Source organism: Nocardia cerradoensis NBRC 101014, from assembly GCF_000308535.1.
Lineage (GTDB): Bacteria > Actinomycetota > Actinomycetes > Mycobacteriales > Mycobacteriaceae > Nocardia > Nocardia cerradoensis.
In genome coordinates this window covers 1-25,595 of the sequence record NZ_BAFW01000255.1, presented here as the reverse complement: position 1 = coordinate 25,595, position 25,595 = coordinate 1, and the positions used below count along the sequence as shown (strand labels likewise).

Here is a 25,595-nt window from a genome sequence, read left to right as displayed (position 1 = left end):
CCTGGATATCACGAATCCGCGCGACCCGCGTCCGATCCGGCGGGTGTCGCGGACCGACGAACCAGCAGATACCCGTGCGGACACCGCTCGTCGGGCTCCGGCGCGCGCACCATCCGGGTCACCGGGACCAACCCGTGCGGCCGCAACATCTCCGCCAGCGCCTCGGGCGACCACCGCACCACCGGCGCCACCTTGTGGTCGTAGGGTTGCCGGTCGGCGCCGTCGTCGGCGGCCTGAAACGCCAGCATCAGATAGCCGTCCGCCGCCAGCGCCCGCGCGAATTCCGCGAACAGATCCGGCAGGTGCTCCGCCGGCATATGAATGATGCTGTACCAGGCCACGATTGCGCCGAAGCCGCCGTCGGCGACGTCCAGCTTCTCCATCGGCAGGTGCTCGAATCGCAGGTGCGGATGGACCTCGCGGGCCATCCGGATCATCTCGGCCGACGCGTCGACGCCGAAGATGTTCAGGCCCAACGCATCCAGATATCCGGTGATCCGGCCCGGCCCACATCCCAGATCCGCCACCGGCCCGAGGTCCTCGGCCCGCACCAACTCCGCGAACAGTCCCAGCATCGCCCGATCGACCGGTGCGTTCACCATCGCATCCCGGAACAGGCCGGTATAGAGCTCCGCCACCTCGTCGTACGCCGCCGCCACCGCATCGGAATTCGCACTCACCTCGGCAGCCTACCGACGCCGATCCCCGGCCGCCGCGTGGTTTCGGCGCGTAGGGTCGCGGCATGGCCACCTCGACGCAGCACCGGGAGGCGAACGGATGAGGACGCTCACCTCCCGCATCGTGTACCGCAATCCCTGGATCGAGGTCCGCGAGGACAGTATTCGCCGCGCCGACGGCTCCACCGGCATCTACGGCGTGGTGCACCGCGCCGAATTCGCCGTGGTGGTACCGCTGGAGGGCGATCGGCTGCATCTGGTGGAGCAGTTCAGATATCCACTGGGACAACGGTGCTGGGAGTTCCCGGCGGGGGCGTTGCCGGGCGGCGAGTCCGGCGACCCGGTGGAGATCGCCCGCCGGGAACTGCGCGAGGAGACCGGCCTGCGCGCCGCCGACCTGACCCACCTCGGCATCCTCGACGCCGCCCCGGCCACGCTCGCCCAGCGCGGCCACGCCTATCTGGCGACCGGCCTCACCGCGGGCGAACCCGAACGCGAACCCGAGGAACAGGACATGCGCTCACGGTGGTTCGACCGCGACATCGTCGAACGGATGATCCGCACCGGCGAAATCACCGACTCGCAGACCATCGCCGCCTACGGCCTGCTCCTGCTCCACGAGCGCCGCTGATTCGGCGTCAACGCTTCCGAGCGCGGAACACACTGTCCCGCAGCGTGATCGGCTCGCCGCTCGCACGAACGACGGACCGCGTCCGGCTCTCGACCACCTGGATATCCCAGCGATCCGGCGCCAATCCGGCCGCGATCTGTTCGGCGGTGACGTGTACATGGGCAGCGGAGGTGTGCGCGGCCGATTCGTGGTCACCGGGGGCGTGGCCGACGAGGAACAGCGTTCCGCCCGGTGCCACCGCGGCGGCCAGGCGCTCGAACAGCGCGTCGTTCGAATCGACCGGATGCACATAACATGCGCAGACCAGGTCGAAGCGGTCGACGCCCGCGTCCCACTCCGTCAGATCCGCTGTGTGCCAAACGATCCGGTCGGCGATGTGGTGACCGGCCCGATCGGCCTTCTCCCGCCCGCGCGCGACGGCCGCCGTCGCGATGTCGACGGCGGTGACGTGCCAGCCGTGTTCGGCCAGCCAGATCGCCTCCGCCCCCTCGCCGCAGCCGGCGTCCAGAGCCGTGCCGGGCGGCAGGTCGGCGAGTTCGCCGGTGAGGTGGGGATTGGGTTCGCTCGCGGAGGCCGAACCGGCACCGCGGTACCGCTGTTCCCAGTACTCCCGGTCGAATTCACGTCCGCCGGAGCCGTGCTCGCGATGCGAGTGCGCGCCGGTTGTGCCAGTGCCGTGGATGTCGACTCCTTCGCCGGGATGCGAGTTCACAGGCCGTGCCGCTCGGTCAGGGCGCTCTCATCGCCGGCGGAGAATCCGCGGCGGTGGCGCTCCACGGCCCGGCGCGTCTCCTCCTCCACCAGGTCGGCATTGATCTGCGCGGCGGCGAACGCGCCCGCGGCGGCCGCCGCACCCACCTGCGCGCTCAGGTCGGTGACATTGCCCGCCGCCCATACGCCCGCAACGTCGGTACGGCCCATCGCGTCCGTCGGAACGTATTCGCCTGCGCCCGAGGGATGTTCGACGGGCTCGAGGCCGAGTTTACGAAGGATCTCGCTCCGCGCGACCATGCGCGGGCCGACGGTGATCACCTCGCGCGCCACCACCGTCCCGTCGGTGAGCCGCACGCCGGTGATGTGGTCGCCGCCGATCTCCAGTGCCGCCACTTCCCCCGCGACGACCGCGATACCGCGCGCGGCGAGCTTTTCCGCCGCTTCGGCGCCGGGTGCGTCCATGGTGTGGGTGAACAGGACGACATCATCGGTCCACTGCCGGAACAGCAGCGCACCGTGAACCGACATCGGGCCGTTGGCGATCACGCCGATCCTGCGGTCGCGCACCTCCCAGCCGTGGCAGTACGGGCAGTGCACGACATCGCGACCCCAGCGTTCGCGCAGGCCCGCGACATCCGGGATCTCGTCGACCAACCCGGTGGTCACCAGCAGCCGGCGCGCTCGCACGGTCCGGCCGTCGGCGAGTTCGAGCAGGAATTCGCCGTCCTCACGGATCGCGCCGGTGATCTCACCCGACACGATGTGCCCGCCGTAGCCGCGCACCTCGGTGCGGCCGCGGGCGAGCAGTTCCGCCGGCGCCATCCCCTCCCGGCCGAGCAGTCCGTGCACCCCGTCGGCCGCGGCGTTGCGGGGTGCGCCGGCATCGACCACCGCCACCGATCGCCGGGCCCGCGCCAGCATCAACGCGCCGTTCAGCCCGGCCGCCCCACCGCCGACGATCACCACGTCGTAGTTGCTGTTCAGCTCATCGGTCACCATGACCACCTCCTGCCGTCCACCGTGCCCGGCAGACCGGAAAACCGGCAAACATCTTTGCTGAAATGGCAAACTGGGGTCATGGACGACCACCTGGACCGCGCGCTCGACGCCGTGGGCCCACGGCTGCGCGCGCTGCGACAACAACGCCGGACCACGCTCGCCGACCTGTCCGCGACGACCGGCATCTCGGTGAGCACCCTGTCCCGGCTGGAATCGGGTGCCCGCAAACCGACCCTCGAACTGCTGCTGCCACTGGCTCGCGCACACGGCGTCACCCTCGACGAACTCGTCGACGCCCCACCCACCGGCGACCCGCGCATCCATCTGCGGCCGATCACCCGGCACGGTATGACCATGCTGCCGCTGACCCGGCGCGCGGGCGGCATTCAGGCCTACAAGATGGTCATCCACCCCGAGAACCGCCGCGGTGAACCCGATCCGCAGACCCACGAGGGCTACGAGTGGCTGTACGTCCTCAACGGCCGCCTCCGCCTGATCCTCGGCGAACACGACCTCGTGCTGGCTCCCGGTGAGGCGGCCGAATTCGATACCCGGGTTCCGCACTGGTTCGGCCCGGCCGACGAACGGTCCGTCGAATTCCTCAGCCTGTTCGGCAAACAGGGCGAGCGCGCCCATGTGCGGGCCCGCCCCGGCGCCAGTGGGGACTGACGGTCAGCGCCCGGCCATATCCAGCGCGGCCAGGTGGCTGAACAGCACCGATGCTCCGATCGGATTGCCGCCGCCGGGATAGACGGTTCCGCTCACCGCGGCCATGGTGTTGCCCGCGGCGTACAGCCCGGGAATCGGTGTGCCGGACTCGTTCAGCACCCGCGCGGCCGTATCGGTGCGCAAGCCGCCCTTCGTGCCCAGATCGGAGATGCCGAAGGCCGCGGCGTGGAAAGGGCCCTTCCGAATCGGCACCAGCGGTGACTTGCCCTCCGAGAAGGCACGGTCGTAGGCCTCGTCGCCGCGGCCGAAATCCTCGTCGACGCCGCGGTCGGCGAAGTCGTTGAACCGGTCCACGGTCTCGACCAGCGCCTGCGCCGGAATGCCGATCTTCTCGGCGAGTTCCTCCAGGGTCGCCGCACTGTGCCGCAGCCCCGCGCGCACGTACTCCTCGTGGTCGACCATCGGGACGTTGCTGGCCTGCACCGGTGGCACCGGGCCGGCGCTGTCGTCGTAGATCATCCAGAACGGCAGCGTCATCGCACCCTCGTCCAGGCGCGCGATGATGTCGCGGCCCAGCCGGTCGTAAGGTGCGGATTCGTTGACGAAACGCTGCCCCGCCCCGTCGACGAAGATGCCTCCGGTGAACCACAGCGCGAAGGCCGCACGGCCGTCGGGATGGATCATTCCCGGCGACCACCACGCCTGATCCATCAGATCGGTATCGGCGCCGACCGCCATCCCGGCCTCGTGCGCCTTGCCCTGATTTCCCCAGGGCCCCATGGTGTCGCGAGCCTCGCCGGGGACGCCGAAGCGCCGGCGCAACTCGTCGTTGCCTTCGAAACCGCCGGCCGCCAGCAGAACTCCCCTGCGGGCCCGGATCGCGACCCGCGTGCCCTCCCGTTCCACGATCGCGCCGACCACCACGCCGTCCTCGGTGACCAGTTCGACGAGCGGGGCGTTCAGCTGCAACGAGACGTGGGGAAACTTCGACAGCGCGAGCAGGAACCGCCCGACCAGGGCGCGGCCGCCGATCAGATATTTCGGCTGCGGCTCGCCCAGCCGGTCGGTGCCCAACGGGCCGCGCACGGCGGTGGCGAGTTCGCCGAGAGTCGCGGCGGGCAACGGTGCGGGAACGATATGCCGCTTACCGTCGGTGCGAGCCTTGGGCGCCGCCCCGAAATAATCCGGCCACGGGAACATCTGGAATTCGAAACTGTCGTCGCTCTCCAGGTATTCGATCACCCGGGCGCCGTTGTGGATATAGGTCTCCTGCAGGTCGGCGGGCGTCCGATCGCCCACGACCGCGCGGAAATAGGTGAGCGCGTCATCGAAGGTGTCGTCCACCCCGGCCCGTTGCAGCACCGGATTGCACGGAAACCACACTCCGCCGCCGCCCGAATACGAGGTGGTGCCACCGAATTTCTCGGTCGCCTCCACCACGGCCACCGAAAGTCCTTCCCGCGCAGCGGTATAGGCGCCGGCCAAGCCGCCACCCGAACCCGCGACCAGCACATCGACTTCTTCGTTCCAGTCCGTCACCGCACACTCCCAGCACTCGTCTGTGCTCACGGTAAGCGTTCGGCGCCCACGCGTCACCGATGATCCCAATGGGCAGGAACGTCGTGGTCACAGCCGCCGATCCGTGCCACCGCGATACAACCGGGAGTTGTGGCGGCGCTGATGCTCGCGGATACACCGACGTGGACAGGGCGGCGGAACCGTCGCAGTAGCCGGCGGCGCCGGAGCCACTGCGACAGGGGTGACCAGCGCCCCATTGACCGACGCCCCGAGTGGTCAGCGACGCGGGTGACCAGCGCCACAGTGCAGTGCCGCCTGTCGGCGCCTAAATTCGTTAATTAGCGAAATGCCGAAGGATGGTGGATGTGCGCGACAGCGGATCGGTTCGCGTGGAAGAGCTCGCCGAGCTGAGCGAGGCCGAATGCGAGATGCTCGAGGAATGCAAGGCCCTGGCCAACCGGACCAGGCTGCAGATCCTGCACTGGCTCAAGGAGCCGCACGCGAATTTCGCTGAGCTGGACCAGGATTCGGCCGAACTCGGCGTCTGCGTCGGACTGATCCAGCGGCGGGCCGGAACGTCGGCCTCGACCATCTCGGCCCATCTGGCGGTGCTGCAACGCGCGGGATTCCTCATCGCCACCCGGCGCGGGCAGTGGACCTACTACCGCCGCGACGAGGCCCGCATCCGGCACTTCACCGACCGACTACACCGCGTGCTCTGATCCACGCACCCCGAATACGAAAGGCAGCGACCATGCCTACCGCGACTGTGCCCACCGCCCTGTCCATCCTCGACCTGGCGTCGGTGGCACCCGGCGGGACCGCACGCGAGAGCTTCGCCAACAGCGTCGCCCTCGCCCAGGCCGCCGAGCGCAGTGGATATCGGCGCGTCTGGTACGCCGAACACCACAACATGCGCTCGATCGCGTCCAGCGCCACCAGTGTGCTCATCGGCCACGTCGCCGAACACACCGAGACCATCCGGCTCGGCGCGGGCGGCATCATGCTGCCCAACCATTCCCCGCTGGTCATCGCCGAACAGTTCGGGACCCTCGAAACGCTGTTTCCCGGCCGCATCGATCTCGGCCTCGGCCGTGCGCCCGGTAGCGATCAGAAGACGATGCTCGCCCTGCGCCGCGATCCACACTCGGCCGACTCGTTCCCGCAGGACGTCCTCGAACTGCAGGGGTATCTGAGCGGGCAGTCGCGCATCCCCGGTGTGCAGGCGGTGCCGCGCGCGGAAGGCGTTGTGCCGCTCTACATTCTGGGCTCCTCGCTGTTCGGCGCACAGCTCGCGGCGCATCTCGGCCTGCCGTACGCCTTCGCCTCGCACTTCGCGCCGGATGCGCTGCACCAGGCGGTCGAGGTCTACCGCGAGAAGTTCCAGGCTTCCGAGCAGCTCGCCGAACCGTATGTGATGGCCGGTATCAACGTCTTCGCCGCCGAGACCCGCGACGAGGCGATCGAGCAGAAGACCATCTCCTACCGGGCCCGCGCCCGCATGATGATCTCCCGCGGCGCCGGCACGGCAACCTTCACCGACGCGGAGATCGACGCCTTCCTCGCCTCGCCCAACGGTGCGCAGCTGGCCTCGATGACGCGCTACACCGCTGCCGGCACTGCGGACGAAGTACGCGACCACCTCGACGAATTCGCCACCTCGATCGGCGCCGACGAGCTGATCCTCGTCCACCACGCCACCGATATCGCCGACCGGGTCCGCTCCGTCGAACTGACCGCGGCCGCGATGCGCACCGAACGAGCGGCCAACTGACACGGCCGGGCCCGTAGCGACGGGCCCGGCCGTTGCCGGCTCACCTGCGGTGACTATCGCCGCGGTCGCCTACTTCGTGGCCGTCGTGGTCGGTGCCGCCGATGTGGTGGTCGGCTGCGTCGTCGTCGGCGCGGTCGTCGTCGGCTGGGTGGTGGGCGGTGCCGTGGTCTCGACGGGGGCCGCGACCTGGGTGCGAGCCGGCGGTTCGGCCGGTGCGACGGTCGTGGTCGTGGTGGCCGGGGCGGGCGTCGTGGTGGTCGGCGCCGTGCCGGTGGTCGTCGGCGTCGCGGTCGTCGGCGCGGGCTGGGTGGTGGTGGCCGCCGGGCTCGTCGTGGTGGCCGCCGGGCTCGTCGTGGTGGCCGCCTTGGTGTCGGCCGCCTTGCTGTCCTGGACGGTCTTGTACGCCGCCTGGACGTCGGCCTGGGTCGGCTGCGACTTGGTGTCGATCTGCTGACCCGCCTGCGCCTGCTGCGCCAGGTGGGTCAGCCACGCCGCCGCGTATTCGGCCGAGGTCATCGGCTTGCCGTTCGCGGCGTCGGAGTCGCGCCAGTAATCGAAGTGGTGGCCGGTGCCGTTGGGGCCCAGGGTCAGCTGGTACGGATCACTCATGATCACCGGAATCGTGTTCTGGTTGGTGACGATCAGGCCGATGATCTCGTTGAGAACCTTCTGCGGCAGATAGGCCAGCGGCGCCATCTGCTCGGTCGAAATCGACTGTGCCGGAGCGGGTGCGGGCGGGTTGTCGCCCGGCTTGTAGCCCGGTTCGGACACCTTCAGCAGCACCTGCAGGAAGGTCTCGTTACTCGCCATCCAGTTCGGCTGCGAGGCGATGTAGGAGAAGGCGTTCATCGCGATCCGGCCGAGTGTGACCGCCACGTCCTGACCGGTCGCAGGCGTCAGCCCGTCGTTCTGCAGGTTGTCGACGTTCAATTGCCGGCCCACGTTCGCGGCCAGCTGCAGCAGCGAAATGTTCTGCGGCGCAGCGCAAGTGAGGTCGCCTTCGGAGCAGAACGAGGCAACCTTGCCGTTCAGCGCGCCGAAGTCACCCGCCTGGTCGGGCAGCGCGCCCTGTCCGGAGATCGGCTTGTTGCCGTTCTGGTAGTTCTGGCCGAAGCCGTCGGGATGATTCGGATCCTGGGCGCCGGGGAAGGGGCCGTCGCCGGCGGTGCGGCCGGCATCGGCCAGAATCACCACGCCCAGAACGTTTTTCGGATCGACCACATCGTATTTGCCGTCGGCCCCGGGCTCGTCGTGGCCGATACCCATGGCCACGCGGCGGGCGACGTCGGCGCCCTCGCTGTAACCGACGATGGAGAACTTGGTGTCGGGGCAGGCCTGCGCGATGTCGTGCATGACCTTCTCGGCATTGGCCACACCGGTGTCGACAGCCTGCTCGTAGGTGCTCATATTCGCCGGATACGCGATGTACACCGCGGCGTAGGAACCCGGATCCACCTTGTCGGCGGGGGCGTTGACCACCGGATCGACCCAGTGGCTGCTGTAGTCACCCGACAGCGCCGCCGGCAGCGCGTTGCCGTTCGCGTCGACCAGCATGGCCGTCTTGTTGGGGTCCGGACTGTCGTTGCGACCGGCCACCGAGATGGTGACCATGTCATGACATTCGGTGACGGACGAGGTGAGCCGCGTATCGCGGGTCTCGGGCGTCGCCATCAGGCCCCACGAGGCCGCGACAATGGCCGCGACCCCCAAAACTGCTGGTCCGGCGGCCGCAGAGGCAATGCGGTGCCGTGTGATGAACTCGCGAAGAGCCATGTCCTGATCCCCAATTCGGTCCGACAAGAAAGCGGGACAGGCCCCCCGACGGGCCGTGTGTGTCACGAGTGGTGTCGGGAACCGCATGGCGAGCGTTACCAGCCGGAACAGTTCTGTGATCTGAACCGCGGCGTGTAAACACGAAGGCCCGCCGCAGCGATAAGGCGGTTTTTCCGCCTACGGCGGGGACCGCCGGTTTGACGATCCGGCAAACTTCTTTGCGTCGAGGACGGTGCACTGGGCACGGTGAACGCGTGGACGACGGATTCGAACCGGTAGTGGCGGCGCTGGGACCACGGCTGCGCGAGCTGCGCCGCCGCAGCGGGCGGACGCTGACCGAGCTCTCCGCGGGAACGGCGATCCCGGTCAGCACCCTGTCGCGGCTCGAGTCCGGGCAGCGCAAACCCGGACTCGGACAGTTGCTGGCACTCGCCCGCGCCTACCGAGTTCCGCTGGACGAACTCGTCGGCGCCGCCGCGAGCGGTGACCCCCGCGTCTATCCACAACCGTTCACACGCGACGGCATGACCGTCATCCCGCTGACTCGCAATCCCGGTGGGCTGCAGGTATTCCGCCAGATCCTGCCCGCCGGAGCCGGCCACCGCGAACCGGCGCCGCGCTCGCACGAGGGCTACCACTGGCTGTATGTGCTGGACGGCCGGTTACGCGTGGTGCTCGGCGATCAGGACCTGGTTCTCGGTACCGGCGAGGTGGCCGAATTCGACACCCACCTCCCGCACTGGTTCGGCAACGCCGACGCCCGCACGGTTGAATTCCTCAGTATCCTCGGCCCCCGGGGCGAACGCTTCCACCTGCGAGCCCGGTACCGTCCGAACTGAATTCGCCACCGGGCCATCCGTCCGAATCGCTCGTACCATTGCGGCATGCCTGTGCAGCCGGTGGTGCTGGCCGGTGCCGTGATGGACCTCGCGGTCCCGGCCGGGGGCGGCATGCCGGGCGTGAGTATGGCGGGATTCCGGGGAAGGGCCGGTGAAACGGTCGCCTTGCAGATGATCCCGTATCCGGCGTTGACGGTTTTCGTCGATTTCGGTGACGCGCTGGTCGTCGACGGTGTGAGTGGTGAGCGCACGGGCGGCCCCCTCGTGGTCGGCCTGCCCCGCGGCGCGCTACGGGGCTCGGGCCGCGCCGTCGACCTGTTGCAGATCCGGCTGTCTCCCGTGGTCGCCCACACGGTGCTCGGCGCGGGTGCGGAACTGAACGGGATGGTGGTCGGGCTCGGCGAACTCTGGGGTGGCGATGCCGCGCGCATCCAGGAACGACTGCGTGCCGCGCGCTCGTGGGATACGCGCTTCGCGATCGCGCACGCCGCACTGGCTCGGCGCCTCGCCACCGGCCCGGAGGTGGATCCGGAGGTCGAATTCGTCTGGCGCCGACTGACGCACAGTCACGGTAGCGGCCGCATCGAACCACTGGCGGCCGAGGTCGGATGGAGCCGTCAGCGGCTGTGGTCGCGCTTTCGCGCCCAGATCGGGATCACGCCCAAACAGTGCGCCCGGCTGGTGCGGTTCGACCACGTGGCCCATCGACTCGCCGCCGGCCACCGCCCCGCCCGGGTCGCCGCCGAAACCGGTTTCGTCGACCAGTCCCATCTCCACCGCGACATCGTCGACTTCACGGGTATGCCCGCCTCGGCCGTCGCCGCCGCCCCCTGGCTCTCGGTCGACCACATCGCCTGGCCGCGCCGGCTGCCCGCTACCCGCGCGCCATATCCACGAAGCGGCTGAGGTGGAGCTGGTGGGCGACGGTGATCGTCGCGGTGGGGCCGTTTCGGTGTTTGCCGAGGATCAGGTCGGCCTCGCCGCCGCGCGGGTCGTCGCGTTCGAACGCGTCGGGGCGGTGCAACAGGATCACCATATCGGCGTCCTGTTCCAGCGAACCGGATTCGCGGAGGTCGGAGACCATGGGGCGCTTGTCCGTTCGCTGTTCCGGACCACGGTTCAGCTGACTGATCGCGACCACCGGAACTTCCAATTCCTTGGCCAGTAGTTTCAGGCTTCGGGAGAATTCCGAGACTTCCTGCTGGCGGGATTCGACCTTCTTACCGGAGGTCATCAGCTGCAGATAGTCCACCACGACGAGCCGCAGATCGTGGCGCTGCTTGAGGCGGCGCGCCTTCGCCCGGATCTCCATCATGGTCAGGTTCGGCGAATCGTCGACGAACAGCGGCGCCTCACTGATCTCGCTCATCCGCCGCGCGAGCTTGGTCCAGTCGTCGTCGCTCATCCGCCCGGCACGCATATCTCCGAGCTTGATCTTCGCCTCCGCCGACAGCAGACGCATCACGATCTCGGTCTTACTCATTTCCAGCGAGAAGATAACGCTCGCCAAGCCGTGCTTGATCGAGCAACTCCGCATGAAATCCATTCCGAGGGTGGAGTTGTGCGTGGGGACCATCGAGCGCCCGGCCAGGTAGAGGTGGTCGGGATTGTCGACCTCGACACAGCGGACCGGAACGCTGGGGATCGGCCGGACGTCGACGATGAATCGTGAGTTCGACCGTGCGGTCCCGGTCGCCCGCCGACGTTGCTTGTGCAGCAGATTCTTTCGGCTCAGGCCGAACACCTCGTCGTCGGTCGTGAACGTGAGTGTGTACGCCACGGAACTGTCCGCGGTGCGTCCGCGCACGGCCTTGGCCGATCGGTGGCATCGGTATCCGAGGCTGACGATCAGTTCTTCGACATCGGAGACCAGTCGTTCGTTCGTCACGGTGAATTGCACCGAACCGCTGTGGGTCACAGTGCCGTCCGTGTCGAGCAGACCGGCCAGCAGCGCCCGCCGCTGTGCTTCGGAGGCGCGGAGATAGGCCGTCGGTATGTGCTTGTTCCCCAGGACACCGATGGTGCGCAACCGTCCTTGTACCGTGCCCGTGGCATTGCGGCAGCCCTGGCACGTCCGCAGACCTGTGGAAGGCCGCCCGCACTGCGGGCAAGTCGGCCGGGGCGAGGGGGAGGAGACGAATCGCGACTTACCACCGCAGGATCGGCCGCAGGTCTTCACCTCGGAGGTGAACGGCACGAACTCGGCCCCGCACACGACGCAGTTGCGAGGAGAAATGGGATCGGATTCGGGCAGGCGCAGGTAGTAGCGCAACGCGGCACTCGCCGACGGCACCGCGAGCAACCCCTCGTTCTCGATGCGCAGGACGATTTCCGGGTCGGCAGTTGTCAGTTGGGCGGAGGCGGCGGTGCCGTCGCCCAGCCAAGCGCCCAGCGTGTAGGGCGGAACCAGCAGGTCACGCTCCGGCAGTTGAAGCGGCGCGGCGTTGGTGACCGAGTGATTGAGCCGCGCGTCCGCAGTCGCGCAGCGAAGCGTTCCGGCGATATCGGCGGTGGTCCGAACCTCGGCGAACGTTCGCTGATTCCGGCACCGATTGCGGCCTGCCGTGGCTTGCTGGGCGGAGCGCCGTGAGGCGCGTGTTTCGGTGAGCCACTGATGTTCGGCATCCGCGACGATCACCGTGCCGTCGGAGAATTCCACCTCGTAGCAAGGGCGTTCGTACATCGTCTCGGTGGCGGCTACGACCCGAGTCGGCCGTCCGTGCGCGTCGAGCAGGTGGTCTCCGACCGCCACCTCACCCATGGTCGTCCAGCCGGCCGGAGTGGGCAGCGGGGTATCGAGTGCGAGTGCCTTGCCGACGCCAGGCCTGGCCGCGACGATGATCATCTGGCCGGGGTGCAGGCCGTTGGTGACCTCGTCGAGTTCGGTGAAGCCGGTCGGTACGCCGAGGGAGATGCCGCCGCGGCTGGCGATGGAGTCGATTTCGTCCATCGTCGGCTGGAGCAGTTCCTCCAAGGGCAGGAAGTCCTCGGTGGACCGGCGTTCGGTGACCTCGTAGATCTCGGCCTGGGCGCGGTCGACGACCTCGGCGACGTCCTGGCCCTCGGAGCCGGCGTAGCCGAATTGCACGATGCGCGTGCCGGCCTCGACCAGGCGCCGCAGAATCGCCTTCTCCGCGACGATTTCGGCGTAGTAGGAGGCGTTGGCCGCCGTCGGCACGGTCTGGGTCAGGGTGACCAGATAGGGCGCGCCGCCGATGCGTTTGAGTTCGCCGCGCCGGTCCAGGGTGGCGGCGACGGTGACCGGGTCCGCGGGTTCGCCGCGGCCGTAGAGGTCGAGGATCGCGTCGTAGACGGCCTGATGCGCGGGACGGTAGAAATCTCCGGGACGGATGACCTCGACGACGTCGGCGATGGCGTCCTTGCTGAGCAACATGCCGCCGAGAACCGACTGTTCGGCGGCCATGTCGTGCGGCGGCTGCCGACCGAAATCCTCGCCGGGCTGATCGTTGTAATCCGAGTGCCCGCGATCGTCGACGACTGCCACTCGACCGTCCTCTCTCATCGCACCCGGCCTGATCCCACCCGGCTTCGACCCTATTGATGACTTGTTGTACGCCCGGGTACCGACACGTCGGAACATGTCACCCCGGCCGTCGCGGCGGCCGCCACATGATCGAGAACCTGCCCGTAGCTAACGGTTTCCCACAACGAGAATCGCGGTGCTACCGGCCCGTGACGACGGCGCCTGGAAGAACCTAAGGGACCGAGTTGGGGATCGCCAAACCGTCCTGTGGAAACAGCTGTGGATAAACTGGGCACAGTTCACCCACTGTTGTGTAGGCCTTGTGGATCAACTGGGGATAACCCGGTATGCGCAGCGGCTATGACCAGGTGGACACGCGTTTTTTCGATTTCCCACATGTGGATTGAAATAGCGTCGGCGTGTCATCCGAGATGAACAGCCGGGCGTGTTGGGTTAACACCGCTCTCCGAAGCTATGGCGTAGGTCACATTCGAGATGGTCGGTTTGGCTACTTGTCCACAAATCCCCAGGAGCTGGGTAAAAAGTGCGCAGAAGCTGTCGCCGGCGGGATCCGATGCCCACCGTCACCAACTAGCAAATCTTTCGCAACTCTATCGTGTCGGATCCGATTCCGGTCCGAAACGCGACAAGAGCCGTATACGGGCCTGTCGGCCGGAGAAATCCGCGCAGGCGAAGACCATCCCCGCGGTAACCACGGGGATGGTCTTCGATGAACTGTGACCCGTCGGCCGGATCGGGCGTATCGGCGAACCGATGGGTGCCGTACCGGACAGCGGGGCGGAGATCACTCCGCGGCAGCAACCTGCAGGTCGAACTTGGCGATCACGTCGGGGTGCAGGTGCACGGTGACGTTGTGCTTGCCGGTGCTCTTGATGTGCGACTTCGGCAGCTCGATGCTGCGCTTGTCGAGCACCGGGCCACCGGCGGCCTTGACCGCGCCGGCGACGTCGGCGGTGGTGACCGAACCGAACAGCTTGCCGGTGCCGGCGGTCTTCACCGACAGCGACACGCCCTCCAGGCCCTCGATCGCGGCCTTGAGCTCCTTGGCGTGGTCCAGGTCGCGCACGCGACGGGCGTCCTGCGCCCGGCGAATGCCCTCGACCTGCTTCTCGGCGCCGCGGGTGGCGACGATCGCCAGGCCGCGAGGCAGCAGGTAGTTACGGCCGTAACCGTCCTTGACCTCCACGGTGTCGCCGGGCGCACCGAGGTTGTCCACATCAGCAGTCAGAATCAGCTTCATCGTCTGCCTCCCGTTCTCAGCGAGCCGTGGACACGTACGGCAGCAGCGCGACCTCGCGAGAGTTCTTCACCGCGACGGCGATGTCCCGCTGGTGCTGCACGCAGTTTCCGGTGACGCGGCGGGCGCGGATCTTGCCGCGGTCGCTGACGAACTTGCGCAGCAACGCCGTGTCCTTGTAGTCGATGACGGCGCCGGTGCCCGAGCCGTCCTTCTTCGCCTTCTTGTCGTCCTTGCAGAACGCGCAAGCCTTCTTCTTCAGCACCTTTTCGCGTGCCGGTGCTTTGGCCATGGGTCTTCACTCCGTTTGCCTGGGAGCCGCGTACCGCGGGCCCCGATATGTGAGCCGTTCAGAACGGCGGTTCGTCGTCCATCTGGCCGCCTCCGAAGGAGCCGGCCGCGGGAGCGCTGCCCCACGGATCGTCGCCGGCGGAACTCTGTCCGCCGCGACTGCCACCGTTGGAGCCGCCGAAGCCCCCACCACTGCCGCCGGAATTGCCGCCGAAACCACCACCGCCACCGCCGCGCGAGGTCTTGTTGACCTTCGCGGTCGCGTAGCGCAGGGAGGGACCGACCTCGTCGACCTCGAGTTCGACGACCGTGCGCTTCTCACCCTCGCGGGTTTCGTAGGAGCGCTGCTTCAGCCGTCCGCTCACGATGACGCGAGCGCCTCGGGTCAGGCTCTCGGCGACATTCTCCGCGGCCTCACGCCAAATGTTGCAGCGCAGGAACAGTGCCTCGCCGTCTTTCCATTCGTTGGCGTTGCGGTCGAACACCCGGGGAGTCGAGGCGACGGTGAAATTGGCCACCGCCGCGCCCGCGGGCGTGAATCGAAGTTCCGGATCTGCCGTCAAATTGCCGATGACGGTGATTACGGTGTCGCCTGCCATGGTTCCTCCTGGTCTCCGGTGCGATCAGCTGTGCACTCGCCTGTTGCGCTAGAGCCTAAGGCCAGGCAACGACAAGTGCGGTTTGCTTTCCGGCAGGTATGCCAGGGGTCTTACTTCTTGTCCTGCCGCAGCACCTTGGTGCGCAGCACCGACTCGTTCAGGCCCAGCTGACGGTCGAGCTCGCTGACCGTGGCCGGTTCGGCGGTCAGGTCGACGACGGCGTAGATGCCCTCGGCGCGCTTCTCGATTTCGTAGGCCAGCCGGCGGCGGCCCCAGAGGTCGACCTTGTCGATCTTGCCGCCCTGCTGCGAGACCACACTGAGCATCTTGTCCAAGTTCGGACCGACAGTGCGCTCGTCCAGGTTCGGATCGAGGATGACCATCACTTCGTAATGACGCACGGGAACCCATCACCTCCTGTGGACTGTGAACGGCCACGGACTTTCCGTGGCAGGAGGGGTCGTTGCGTCAGCAACCCGACAAGGCTACATGAACGGCCGGTCCGGACCCGAATCCGGGGCACCGGGTGCGAAATGGGTCTCGTTCCCGACGAATATCGCCGTCGGTGGGGTAGCCCACCTATCGTGGTGCACATGCCGATTCGATCCGCCGATCGTAGGAACTCCGGCGGTGGCGACGGCGTGGCTGCGGAGGTGGCCGCGTGGCCGATGCGATAGTCCGGGCGCGCGCAACCGGCCGGGCCGCGGCCGCGGCCGCGGTGCTGGCCTGCGCCGTCACACTGATCTTCGCCTATCTCAACAAGGCCCGCTGCGCGGGCGCGCCGTTCGACGGCGACGGGCGCAGTCTGATCTTCGATCGCATCAAGGATGCCGAGGTCTGCTATTCCGACATCCAATTCCTCTGGCTCGGCCGCGGCATAGACGAACATCTGTTTCCCTACGTCGGCGGCGGTATCACCCCGGACGGCACCCTGACCGGCGGCGCCGTGGAATATCCGGTACTCAGCGGGCTGCTGATGTGGCTCGGCGCGGCCGGGGTGCACGACGACGCCGGCTTCCTGCTGCATTCGGCACTGCTGCTGGCGCCGTTCGCCCTGCTGACCGCGTGGATGCTGGGACGGATGTCGGGTGCGGTCGCGCTGCTGTGGTCGGTGGGCCCGCCGCTGGTGCTCTACGCGTTCCACAATTGGGAACTTCCGGTGGTGTGCACGGCCGTCGGCGCGGTCTACGTGATGACCACGCTGACTCGATATTCGTTGCGCACCAGGGGAATTGGCGCGGCGGTCCTGCTGGGCATCGGATTCTGCCTGAAGTTGTATCCGGGAATCTTCGTCCTGCCGCTGATGCTCTACATCTTTCTCGGCGAGCCGGACCTCGGCGAGCGGCCGGATGCTCCCCGCCGCGGCTACGACCCGGCCGGTGCGTTCGCGGCCGCGGGTGCGGCGATCGTGACGGTGGCGGCGATCAACCTGCCCTTCGCTCTGCTCGGCTACGACGGCTGGCGGGCCTCGTTCACCTTCCAGCAGATGCGGCAGGCCGACATCACCACCAACTCGATCTGGTACTGGGGGCTTCGGCCGATGTTCCCGGACGGGCAGAGCGGGGAAGCGTCGTTCCAGGATGTCGTGGCGACGGCCTCGCCGGTCCTGGTGGTCGTCTCGTTCGCACTCGCTGTCTGGTTGGGGTGGAAGCGTTTTCCCGCGCTCGGGTATTACCCGTGGGTGGGCGTGAGCGCGGCGATGCTGAGTGGATTCCTGTTGTTCCACAAGGTGCACTCGCCGCAGTACACGCTGTGGGTGCTGCCGTTCTTCGTCCTGCTCGAGGTGCCGTGGGCGGCGGTCGGCGCCTATCTGCTGGCCGATCTGGCGCTCGGCATCGGGGTCTTCCGCTACTTCCACGCCCTGGGCAGCGGGACCGGTGCGGACTTCTACGAGAAACTCGTGCAGTTCGGGGTGTGGGGACGCGCGATCCTGCTGGTGTTCTTCTTCTTCGCGTTCGTCCGCGCCCGCCCGCGCGGATACCGGCCGATGGTGTCACCGGAGGCGCGCGAACTCGTTCCCGCCCACTGAATTACGGCTTGCCGCGGCGAGCGCGGAACGACGCGCTCTTGGCGCGATTGCCGCACAGCGTCATATCGCACCAGCGCCGCGAGCCCGCGCGGGAGGTGTCGAGGTAGAGGCGGGTGCAGGTATCGCGGCCACACTGTTTGATGCGATCGCGATCGGGGCCGCCGAGGAGTTCGATCGCCTCGGTCGCGATGCGCGCGAGGGCGTGATCGCAGTCGCCCCGGCGGGTCACGCCGGCGTCGGCGCGCAGGGCGATCGAGGGTTTCGGGCCGTCGGCGATCCGGTTGACCAGCATCCGGTCGGCATCGCGCCACGGTTCACCGGTGGTGGTGGCCAGCGCCAGGCGGTACACCGCTTCGCGCAGTTCGACCGCCCGGGCCAGGTCGGCCGCGTCGCATCGCGCCGCGGAGTCCAGTAATCCGGCCGCGATCAGCCATTCGCCGAGCGCGGCGGGAGTCGTCAGGAGATCGACGAAACCGGCATCGCGCTCCTGAACCGTCCCGGCGAAATCCAGGGCCACATTGCCGCTGACGAAGGTGAACACCTCGTCATAGTAACCCCCTTGACAGGTTAGTCGCACCGGTGTCAGGGTTGGTAACCAGTTGAAGCGGTTATTCGGGAGGCGTCGTGCGGAAGCGACTGATGGAAACGGCCGCCCCCGCGGCCTTCGTCGTGATGTGGAGCAGTGCGTTCATCGCCGGCATCATCGGCGTCGGTGCGGCGCCGCCGATGGTGGTGCTGTTCGCCCGCTTCGCCTGCGCCGGACTGGTCTTGGCGATGTATGCCGTCGTCGTCGGGGCGCGGTGGCCGCGCGGCCGGCAATTGGCGCATGTCGCCGTCGCCGGACTGCTCATGCAGATGGTGCAGTTCGGCGCCTTCTACACCGCCATGGCCGACCATGTGTCCGCGGCGGTGATCTCACTGGTGCAGGGTTTGAATCCGGTGGTGATCGCGCTGTTCGCCGGGACCGTGCTCGGGGAGTCGGTCACCGTGCGGCAGTGGATCGGATTCGGTGTCGGCGGCCTCGGCGTCGGACTGGCGGTTGCCGACCAATCGCATTTCTCCGCAACGGGATTGGTGCTGTGCGTGGTCGGTCTCCTGGGCCTGAGCCTCGGCACGGTCTATCAGAAGCGCTTCGTGCCGCAGGTCGACACCCGCACGAATACCGCTGTGCACGTGCTGATCAGCGCGCCGGTGGCGGGAATCCTCATGCTCGGGAGCGGGGGCATGCACATCGCCGATCCGCTGCGCTTCGCCGGCTCGCTGATGTGGATGGTGGCGATCAACGCCGTCGCCTGCTTCCTGCTCCTGAACGCGATGCTGCGCCGCTGGGACGCCACCCGCGTCGGCAAGTTGTTCTTCGTCACCCCGTTGGTCACGGCGGGACTGGCCTGGCTGCTGATCGCGCAACCGTTGCGGCCGTTGACGATTGCCGGACTCGGCGTCGGCCTGCTCGGGATGGTGCTGGCCTCGCTCCGATCCGGAACCCGGCCGGATGCCGCGGGGGCCGGGGAGCCGGCCGCACCGGCGTCCGGCGCCGTCCTGGAGCGCCGGCCGGGACTGGCCGCCCTGAGGTAGGGGTTCGCGCTCAGTGCGGCTCGCCGTGCGCCGCGCTGATCACACCGTCGAGCACCTCGCGGGTGCGGACCAGATCCTTGATGCACGCGTCGATGCGTTCGCGTTCGGCGGCAAGGGTTTCCGAGAGCCACGGGGTAGCGGTCCGCGCGGGCGTACCGTCGGTGTCGTTGATGCACGGCAGCAGTTCGGCGATGGTGCGGCTGTGCAGTCCCGCGGCGAACATCTCCTGAATGCGAACCACCCGGTCCACGGCCTGCTCACGGTATTCGCGCTGACCGCCCGAGGTCCGGGTCGAGGCCAGCAGGCCCTGGGTCTCGTAATACCGCAACGACCGCACGCTGACGCCCGTGCGTCGTGCCAATTCGCCGATGCGCACCGGTTTCTCCCTTGCACCTCACATTGATGTCAGGTTCTACGGTACGCGCATGCTGTTGCTGACCGACTATCACGCAAGCCACCTGCACCTGCCCAATCGCGTCGTGATGGCGCCGATGACCCGGTTGCGCTCCCACCCCGACGGCTCGCCCACCGACGACGTGGCGACCTACTACGCCCAGCGGGCCGACGCGGGACTCATTGTCACCGAAGGAATCTGGCCGCATTCGACCGGCCAGAGCGAGGCATGGGTGCCGGGCCTGGCCACCGAGGCGCACATCGCCGGATGGTGGCGGGTCACCGAAGCCGTCCACGGCGCGGGCGGGCGGATCTTCGCCCAGCTCATGCACGGCGGGCGGTGGGGTCATCCGCTGGCCCGGATCGACGGCACCCTGCCGGCCGGCCCGTCGGCGGTACCGGCCGCCGATCCGGTCCACCTGATCGACGGCGGGAAGGCCGCGGCGCCACGACCTCGTGCCATGTCCCGCGCCGAGATCGCCCGGGCCGTCGAGCATTACGCCGCCGCCACCGCCAACGCGCTCGCGGCCGGATTCGACGGTGTCGAGATCCACGGTGCGAACAGCTATCTCGTCCATCAGTTCCTGGCCGACAACACCAACCTGCGCACCGACGAATACGGCGGCACGATCGCCAATCGCATGCGATTCGCACTCGAGGTCACCGATGCCGTTGCCGCCGTGGCGGGTCCGCACCGAGTCGGGATCCGGTTGTCGCCGGGCAATCCGCAATTCGGCATGCACGAGGCCGATCCGGCGCCGCTCTACCGCGCCCTGGTCGGTGAACTCGCCGGACGAGATCTCGCCTATCTCCATCTCACCGACAACGACGACTATCCGGCACTCGCCGATCTGCGCCCACGCTGGAGCGGCACGCTGATCGCCAATATCGGTGAGAACCGCGCACCGACCGCACCGGCGGCGGCCGAGCGGGTGCTCGCCGACGGCCGGGCCGATCTGGTGTCCTTCGGACGGGCTTTCATCGCCAATCCCGATCTGGTGTCGCGGATCCGGCACGATCGAGCGCTGGCGCCGGTACGCGAGGACGGCCTCTACGGCCGGGGACCGGCCGGATATACCGACTACCCGGCGTGGATCGACCACGACGAGCGGGTGGCCTGACCGGGAATCACAGCGCCGATGACCGCCCCGGTCGCATACCGTAGGCTCGCTCATCTCGGGCTTCGTGGCATGCGTTGCGACGGGCATCGGCGGTTTCCATTGTCACAGAACCCGACCCGATTCGGTGCCGGGGTTCCGGGATCAGTGCCAGCGCTCGAGCAGCCGGTTCGCCTCGGTGCTCAGCGCGCGCTGCAGGAACGGCCCGAAACTGACTCGGGCAACGCCCACTTCGGCGAACCAGGCGCGATCGCCCTGGTCCGGCAGGCCGATGGCGTTGACCGGCAACGGAAGTTCGGCACACAGCCGGCGCAGGATCTCCGGATCGCGCTGACCCACCGGGTACAGCACGTCGGCGCCCGCTTCGGCCGCCAGCCGCATCCGCTCCAGCACCCGCTCGACCCGATCCGGGGTGTTCTGGTCCTCGCGCAGGAACAGGTCGGTGCGGGCGTTGACCACCACGTGCACACCGGCGGCGTCGGCCGCCTGCCGCAGTCCGGCGACGAAATCGGCGTGTTCGCTCGGCTCGCGCAGGCGGCCGCCCTCGCTGTGCACCGAATCCTCGATGTTGAGGCCGACCGCGCCCGCCTCCAGCAGTCCGTCGATCAGCTGGGCGGGCTTCAGGCCGTAGCCGGATTCGATATCGACCGAGACGGGAATGCCGACCGCCGCAGTGATCTCGCGAACCCGGGCCATCGATTCGGGATAGGTCATCCCCTCCTGATCGGATTTGCCCAGCGAATCCGCCAGCGGATGGCTGCCGACGGTCAGCGCGGCGAAACCGGCCGCCTGCACCAGATTCGCCGACCACGCGTCCCAGACGGTCGGCAGAATCGCCGGATCGCCGGGGCGGTGCAGCTCGAGGAAGGTGGTCGCCTGCTCGCTCAATGCGGTCATGTGTCGATCCTCGCCCATGATCGGCTGTTCGCGCCAGAGGCCGGATACGGCGGCCTGGGTTGCAGGGCCGACGGCAACCACGGCAGCGCCGGATCCTGCGCGCGGTCCAGAATTCCGCCGACCGGGTCGTCCACTCCGTCGGCTCGGACGAGGTCCTGATCGGGCCGGTAGATCTGGCGGACCACCAACGCGCACAGGCCCACGACCGCGACGTCGCGGATCAGAACCGCGCTGGTGAACCACTGTTCGGGGACGCCCTTGTCGTCGGTGCCGAGGTAGTAGTACATGCGCGGGAACCACACCAGCGCGTCGATCGTCATCCACGCCAACAGGATTCGCCGATGCGGCAGGGCCAGCACCGCCAGCGGCACCAGCCACAGCGAATACTGCGGACTCCACACCTTGTTGGTCAACAGGAAGGCCGCCACCACCAGGAAGGCCAGTTGTGCCACGCGCGGCCGGCGGGCCGCGGTCAGCGCGATGTAGCCGATCACCGCGCAGGCGGCCGCGAACAGCACCAGCGACACCGAATTCAGCGCGGTCGGAGTGTCGGAGGAGGCGAGTGGACCGTCGAAACCCTGCCAGCCCGTGAAGGAGGTGATCACGTTGTAGAGCGAATCCGGATCGGCGTGGCGTTCACTGTTGAGCCGGAAGAATTCCCACCAGCCCTCGGTGAACGGCACCGCGATGGGCAGGTTCACCGCCAGCCAGGCCAGCATCGCCGACACCACGGTCACCAGCGCCGCCCGCAGCGGACTGATCCGCGCGCCGGCCAGATAGTCGCGCAGGGCGCCGATCGCGTTGTTGCCGTTGCGTCGCAGCTGTTCTCGCAGGCCCGGCAATCGGTCACGGCCGTCCACACGCAGACAGAGCACCACGATCGGGCCCAGCAGCAACAGCGGATACAGCTTGGCCGCACCGCCCAGCCCGAGCAGGATTCCGGCGAGGACCGGCCGCCGCCTGGCCCACGCCAGCAGGCCCGTGGCCGCGAAAGCCGTTGCCAACGCGTCGAAATTGGTGAAGATGTGCACGAGCACCAGCGGTGAGAGCGCCACCAGCGCCGCATCCCAGATCCGGCGGCCCGCCAGCATCGCCGACGCCCACACCGTCACCAGCCAGGCCAGCGCCAGTCCCACGGCGACGACATTGAAATACACCACCACCGACAGCGCCTTGGGCAACGGCAGCGACATCCAGATATTGGCGACCTCCATCGCCAGGTACTGATAAAGGCCCGACAGCACCGGATATTCCATGTACCGGGTCTGCAGTTTGCCGTCGGGGCCGACCTCGGTCCACTTCTTCTTGTAGGGGAACGCGCCCTCGTCGAGATGTTCGGCGCCGTAGAGCGGCACCGTATCCGAGTAGCACATGGCCACGTATTGGCGGCCGTTGTTCCAGTCGAGGGTGAGATGGCCCTCCGAGGTGGTCGTCTGCTGAATGCAGCCGGCCTTACCGGCCCAGCCGAGGGCGAGGAACACCACCGCGAAGGCCAGCAGAATGCGCAGCGGAGTCCAGAAGCGAGAGCGGCCGATCAGGGCGTGGTCGCCGACCGGGCCGCCGATCGTGCTGCTCAACTGAGCGGTCATCGAATCGGTGCGGCTGGGTTTGTCCCGGCGCACCGCCGATCTCCGATCCGCCGCGAGGGGAGCCGCGGAAACGAAACCGGTGGCGGTCTCGACACCTTCGTCACCGAACGTCGAGGCCGCCACCGGCTGTTGTTCACTCACGCCACCCGAGGCTACCGGTGACTGTTGGAGTTCCCGTCTCCTGTCCCGTCGGTATTGTTGCCGACGCCGGCGCCCGGACGCTGGGACCGTGAATTGCCGTTGGTATCACCGGACGTGGTCGGTGAGGATCCGTCGGCGGGTGCCACCGGTTGACCCGGCAATGGCCCGGTGTCCTGCGACTGCGGCTGGTTCTGCTGCGGCTGCGAACGCGGATTCGGCTGGATGCCCGGCACCGGAATGGTGATGCCCGGCAGGATCTCGACCTGCGACGGCTTCACCACGACCGGCGGCTGGTATTCCTGCTGTGTGGTGCTCGGTGCGGTGTACGGCGCCGAATAGGACGGCACACCGGCCTGTCCGCCGATCGCGGCCGGCTTCGGGAAGTTCTCCTTCGGCGTGCCCTCGAGCGCGCCGTCCATGGTGTCCTTCCAGATATCCGACGGCAGGCCGGAGCCGTACATGATCGACCCGCCGGGCGTCTTCAGCGCGACACCGTCCGCGGTACCCACCCAGACCGCTGTCGACAGCGACGGGGTGAAGCCGATCATCCACGCGTCCTTGTTCTGACCGGTGTCACCGAGCTGGGTGGTACCCGTCTTGGAACCGGACAGCCGGCCACCGGCCAGGCCGTGGTTGCGGGACGAGGCGGCGATCGGCTGCATCGCGGCCGACAGGTTGTCCGCGACGGCGGCGGAGACCCGCTGCTCGCCCGCGACCTGTCCGCGGTCCAGCAGGACCTGACCGTCGGCCGTCACGACCTTCTGCACGAAATGCGGCTTGTGATAGACACCCGAGGCCGCGATGGTCGCGTACGCGGAAGCCATATCCAGCGGTCGCACCTGGTACTGACCCAGGATGATGCCGTTGTTGGGGCCGGAGCCGTCGGGTTCGGTCAGGGTCTTGCCCACGCCCGGAATCGTGTCGGGAATGCCCATCCGGTGCGCCATCGCGGCGATCTTCGTGGGACCGTCCGGCATATCGAGTTCCATGCGGTAGAAGCTGGTGTTCAGCGACCGCTTGAGCGCCTCGGCGATGGTGCAGGTACCGCAGGTCTCACCCTCGGCGTTGGTGATCTTGATGCCGTTGACGGTCAGATCCGAACTGTCGTACATCGTCGACAGCGGCTTGCCGAGTTCGAGATTCTCGGCCAGGCCGAAGACCTTGAAGGTCGAGCCGGACTGCAGACCGGCATTGGCGAAGTCCCAGCCGGTCGCGTTGTCGCCGCCGTAATAGGCGCGCACCGCACCGGTTTTCGGATCGACCGAGACGACCGCGGTCCGCACCTCGTCGCGTTCACCCTGCATGTTCTTGTGCACCGAATCGATCGCCGCCTGCTGGGCCTTCTGATCGATGGTCGTGGTGATCTGCAGGCCCTCGGTGTTCAGCTGGGTGTCGCTGATGCCGGCCTCGGACAGCTCGCTGAGCACCTGCCGCTTGATCAAGCCGTTGGGGCCCGCGGTCTTGTTCTCGCTGTCGTCGCTGTTGGCGCCGGACGGCAGGACCTTCGGGTACACCATCTTGGCGCGTTCGGCGGCGGGGATGGAACCGGCCTTGACCATGCCGTCGAGGACGTAGTTCCAGCGCTGTTCGGCGCCCTTCGGGTTGTTCTCCGGGTCCAGGCCGTACGGCTGGTTGATGGTGGCGGCCAGCATCGCGCCCTCTTCGACGGTCAGCTGTTCGACCGACTTGCCGAAGTAGGCCTTGGCCGCGGCGTCGATACCGAAGGTGCCGCGACCGAACGGAATGGTGTTCAGGTACGCGGTGAGGATGTCGTCCTTACCCCACTGCCGCGCCATCTTCGCCGAGATCACCAGCTCGCGCATCTTGCGGCTCAGCGAATGCTGATTGCCGACCATCGCGTTCTTGACGTACTGCTGGGTGATCGTCGAACCACCACCGGCGGTGTCCTTGCCCATCAGGTTGTCGCGCGCGGCGCGGGCGAAACCGCTGATGGAGAAGCCGGGGTTGGAGTAGAAGTCCCGGTCCTCGGCCGCGATCACCGCGTTGCGCACGTGCGGCGGGATCTGGTCGATGGTGACGTCGGTCCGGTTGCCTTCCGGCGGAACGATTCTGCTGATCTGCGTGGTGCCGTCGGAGGCCAGGATCGTGGCGACCTGAGGGGTTTTGAGATCGCCCGGCTGGGGTATCGAGACGGTCGTGTACGCGATCAGGAAGACCGCGCTCGGCACCACGATGGCCAATGCCACCAGGACATAGATCACTCGGCGCACGATGCGCCACGGCGATTTCTTCTTCGCCTTCGGGCCCCTGCCCGCCGAACCGCCCGGACCGTCACCGCCACCGTTGCCCTTGCGCGGCGGCGGACCCGACGGGGGAGCGCCCGCGCCGACCGCGCGGCGTCCGCCGGTACCCGGACCGGAGCCGGGACGGGTCCCGGTGCCACCGGGAGCCGCCCGGTTGGCCGCGGTCGAGCGCGGCCCGCGCTGCGCCATCGCCTCGCCGAGGGTTCCGGCCGCGATCTTCTGGGTCGACTGAGGTTTCTGCTCACCGGGCTTGGCGATCTTCTGAGTCGCCTGCGCACCGGGACGCGGTGCCGGATTCGCGGAATTTCCGGGCCGCCGCGGCGGGCCACCGGCCGGATTCGGCTGACCGCCGCGCACCGTGGG

General features: G+C 68.0%; 24 protein-coding genes. 9 read left to right on the top strand and 15 right to left on the bottom strand.

Annotated elements, in window-relative coordinates:
• Positions 1–8 precede the first annotated feature (8 nt).
• Complete coding sequence (locus tag ON23_RS27250; RefSeq protein WP_039781698.1) at positions 9–680, bottom strand: class I SAM-dependent DNA methyltransferase; 672 nt, start codon at positions 678–680, stop codon at positions 9–11.
• Positions 681–777: 97 nt separating this feature from the next.
• Here ON23_RS27250 and ON23_RS27245 point away from each other — a divergent pair, with 97 nt between their 5' ends.
• On the top strand, positions 778–1,308 hold the full coding sequence (locus tag ON23_RS27245; RefSeq protein ID WP_039781697.1) for an NUDIX domain-containing protein: 531 nt from the start codon (positions 778–780) through the stop codon (positions 1,306–1,308).
• A 7-nt stretch (positions 1,309–1,315) separates the two neighbouring features.
• On the opposite strand, the gene ON23_RS27240 is transcribed toward ON23_RS27245, so the two are convergent.
• Both ON23_RS27240 and ON23_RS27235 read right to left on the bottom strand, forming a co-directional pair.
• Positions 1,316–2,020 (bottom strand): class I SAM-dependent methyltransferase, encoded by a 705-nt coding sequence (locus tag ON23_RS27240; RefSeq protein ID WP_245556134.1) that lies wholly within the window; start codon positions 2,018–2,020, stop codon positions 1,316–1,318.
• Complete coding sequence (locus tag ON23_RS27235) at positions 2,017–3,021, bottom strand: NAD(P)/FAD-dependent oxidoreductase (protein WP_039781760.1); 1,005 nt, start codon at positions 3,019–3,021, stop codon at positions 2,017–2,019. Before ON23_RS27235 ends, ON23_RS27240 begins: the two co-directional genes overlap by 4 nt.
• Before the next feature lie 78 nt (positions 3,022–3,099).
• On the opposite strand from ON23_RS27235, the gene ON23_RS27230 reads away from it, so the two are divergent.
• Entirely contained in the window at positions 3,100–3,690 is a 591-nt protein-coding gene (locus ON23_RS27230; RefSeq protein ID WP_039781695.1) for a helix-turn-helix domain-containing protein, read from the top strand.
• A 3-nt stretch (positions 3,691–3,693) separates the two neighbouring features.
• Here ON23_RS27230 and ON23_RS27225 read toward each other — a convergent pair whose 3' ends face one another.
• Complete coding sequence (locus ON23_RS27225; RefSeq protein ID WP_039781694.1) at positions 3,694–5,229, bottom strand: FAD-binding protein; 1,536 nt, start codon at positions 5,227–5,229, stop codon at positions 3,694–3,696.
• A 344-nt stretch (positions 5,230–5,573) separates the two neighbouring features.
• On the opposite strand from ON23_RS27225, the gene ON23_RS27220 reads away from it, so the two are divergent.
• Both ON23_RS27220 and ON23_RS27215 read left to right on the top strand, forming a co-directional pair.
• Entirely contained in the window at positions 5,574–5,930 is a 357-nt protein-coding gene (locus ON23_RS27220; RefSeq protein WP_245556132.1) for an ArsR/SmtB family transcription factor, read from the top strand.
• 47 nt (positions 5,931–5,977) lie between these two features.
• Complete coding sequence (locus ON23_RS27215) at positions 5,978–6,982, top strand: LLM class flavin-dependent oxidoreductase (RefSeq protein ID WP_086006990.1); 1,005 nt, start codon at positions 5,978–5,980, stop codon at positions 6,980–6,982.
• A 69-nt stretch (positions 6,983–7,051) separates the two neighbouring features.
• Here ON23_RS27215 and ON23_RS27210 read toward each other — a convergent pair whose 3' ends face one another.
• Positions 7,052–8,755, bottom strand: a complete 1,704-nt coding sequence (locus ON23_RS27210; protein ID WP_039781691.1) for a cutinase family protein — start codon at positions 8,753–8,755, stop codon at positions 7,052–7,054.
• A 254-nt stretch (positions 8,756–9,009) separates the two neighbouring features.
• On the opposite strand from ON23_RS27210, the gene ON23_RS27205 reads away from it, so the two are divergent.
• Both ON23_RS27205 and ON23_RS27200 read left to right on the top strand, forming a co-directional pair.
• Positions 9,010–9,594 carry a helix-turn-helix domain-containing protein gene (locus ON23_RS27205; protein ID WP_039781690.1) on the top strand — a complete coding sequence of 195 codons (585 nt, stop codon included), beginning with the start codon at positions 9,010–9,012 and terminating at the stop codon, positions 9,592–9,594.
• A 45-nt stretch (positions 9,595–9,639) separates the two neighbouring features.
• The gene (locus ON23_RS27200) at positions 9,640–10,500 is read left to right on the top strand and encodes an AraC family transcriptional regulator (RefSeq protein WP_039781689.1); all 861 of its coding nucleotides are present in this window, start codon (positions 9,640–9,642) and stop codon (positions 10,498–10,500) included.
• Here ON23_RS27200 and dnaB read toward each other — a convergent pair.
• The 5 genes from dnaB to rpsF all read right to left on the bottom strand — a co-directional run bounded on the left by dnaB (position 10,469) and on the right by rpsF (position 15,627).
• On the bottom strand, positions 10,469–13,099 hold the full coding sequence (gene dnaB / locus ON23_RS27195; protein ID WP_039781688.1) for a replicative DNA helicase: 2,631 nt from the start codon (positions 13,097–13,099) through the stop codon (positions 10,469–10,471). The genes ON23_RS27200 and dnaB overlap by 32 nt on opposite strands.
• 784 nt (positions 13,100–13,883) lie before the next feature.
• Positions 13,884–14,339 (bottom strand): 50S ribosomal protein L9, encoded by a 456-nt coding sequence (rplI, locus tag ON23_RS27185; RefSeq protein WP_030514150.1) that lies wholly within the window; start codon positions 14,337–14,339, stop codon positions 13,884–13,886.
• Positions 14,340–14,355: 16 nt separating this feature from the next.
• A complete protein-coding gene (gene rpsR, locus ON23_RS27180) occupies positions 14,356–14,628 on the bottom strand; it encodes a 30S ribosomal protein S18 (RefSeq protein WP_025353551.1) in 273 nt (90 codons plus the stop codon).
• A gap of 58 nt (positions 14,629–14,686) precedes the next feature.
• Positions 14,687–15,226 (bottom strand): single-stranded DNA-binding protein, encoded by a 540-nt coding sequence (locus tag ON23_RS27175; protein ID WP_036507149.1) that lies wholly within the window; start codon positions 15,224–15,226, stop codon positions 14,687–14,689.
• Positions 15,227–15,336: 110 nt separating this feature from the next.
• Entirely contained in the window at positions 15,337–15,627 is a 291-nt protein-coding gene (rpsF, locus tag ON23_RS27170; protein WP_030514152.1) for a 30S ribosomal protein S6, read from the bottom strand.
• A gap of 260 nt (positions 15,628–15,887) precedes the next feature.
• On the opposite strand from rpsF, the gene ON23_RS27165 reads away from it, so the two are divergent.
• Complete coding sequence (locus tag ON23_RS27165) at positions 15,888–17,255, top strand: glycosyltransferase family protein (protein ID WP_051043451.1); 1,368 nt, start codon at positions 15,888–15,890, stop codon at positions 17,253–17,255.
• Position 17,256: 1 nt separating this feature from the next.
• On the opposite strand, the gene ON23_RS27160 is transcribed toward ON23_RS27165, so the two are convergent.
• Positions 17,257–17,796, bottom strand: coding sequence for a CGNR zinc finger domain-containing protein (locus ON23_RS27160; protein WP_039781686.1), 540 nt, complete (start codon positions 17,794–17,796; stop codon positions 17,257–17,259).
• A gap of 83 nt (positions 17,797–17,879) precedes the next feature.
• Between ON23_RS27160 and ON23_RS27155 the strand changes: the two genes are divergently transcribed.
• A complete protein-coding gene (locus ON23_RS27155; protein WP_245556130.1) occupies positions 17,880–18,830 on the top strand; it encodes a DMT family transporter in 951 nt (316 codons plus the stop codon).
• A 10-nt stretch (positions 18,831–18,840) separates the two neighbouring features.
• Here the strand turns inward: ON23_RS27155 and ON23_RS27150 are convergent, their stop codons facing one another.
• Positions 18,841–19,206: a MerR family transcriptional regulator gene (locus ON23_RS27150; protein WP_039781685.1), complete on the bottom strand. Its 366-nt coding sequence runs from the start codon at positions 19,204–19,206 to the stop codon at positions 18,841–18,843.
• A gap of 49 nt (positions 19,207–19,255) precedes the next feature.
• Between ON23_RS27150 and ON23_RS27145 the strand changes: the two genes are divergently transcribed.
• On the top strand, positions 19,256–20,344 hold the full coding sequence (locus ON23_RS27145) for an alkene reductase (RefSeq protein ID WP_039781683.1): 1,089 nt from the start codon (positions 19,256–19,258) through the stop codon (positions 20,342–20,344).
• 141 nt (positions 20,345–20,485) lie between these two features.
• Here the strand turns inward: ON23_RS27145 and ON23_RS27140 are convergent, their stop codons facing one another.
• Genes ON23_RS27140 through ON23_RS27130 form a run of 3 tightly spaced genes read right to left on the bottom strand, consistent with a single transcriptional unit; the run spans position 20,486 to position 25,421 of the window.
• Positions 20,486–21,238 (bottom strand): isocitrate lyase/PEP mutase family protein, encoded by a 753-nt coding sequence (locus ON23_RS27140; RefSeq protein WP_039781680.1) that lies wholly within the window; start codon positions 21,236–21,238, stop codon positions 20,486–20,488.
• On the bottom strand, positions 21,235–22,950 hold the full coding sequence (locus ON23_RS27135; protein WP_051043459.1) for a glycosyltransferase family 87 protein: 1,716 nt from the start codon (positions 22,948–22,950) through the stop codon (positions 21,235–21,237). Before ON23_RS27135 ends, ON23_RS27140 begins: the two co-directional genes overlap by 4 nt.
• A 29-nt stretch (positions 22,951–22,979) precedes the next feature.
• Positions 22,980–25,421: a transglycosylase domain-containing protein gene (locus ON23_RS27130; protein ID WP_063821343.1), complete on the bottom strand. Its 2,442-nt coding sequence runs from the start codon at positions 25,419–25,421 to the stop codon at positions 22,980–22,982.
• Positions 25,422–25,595: the final 174 nt, after the last annotated feature.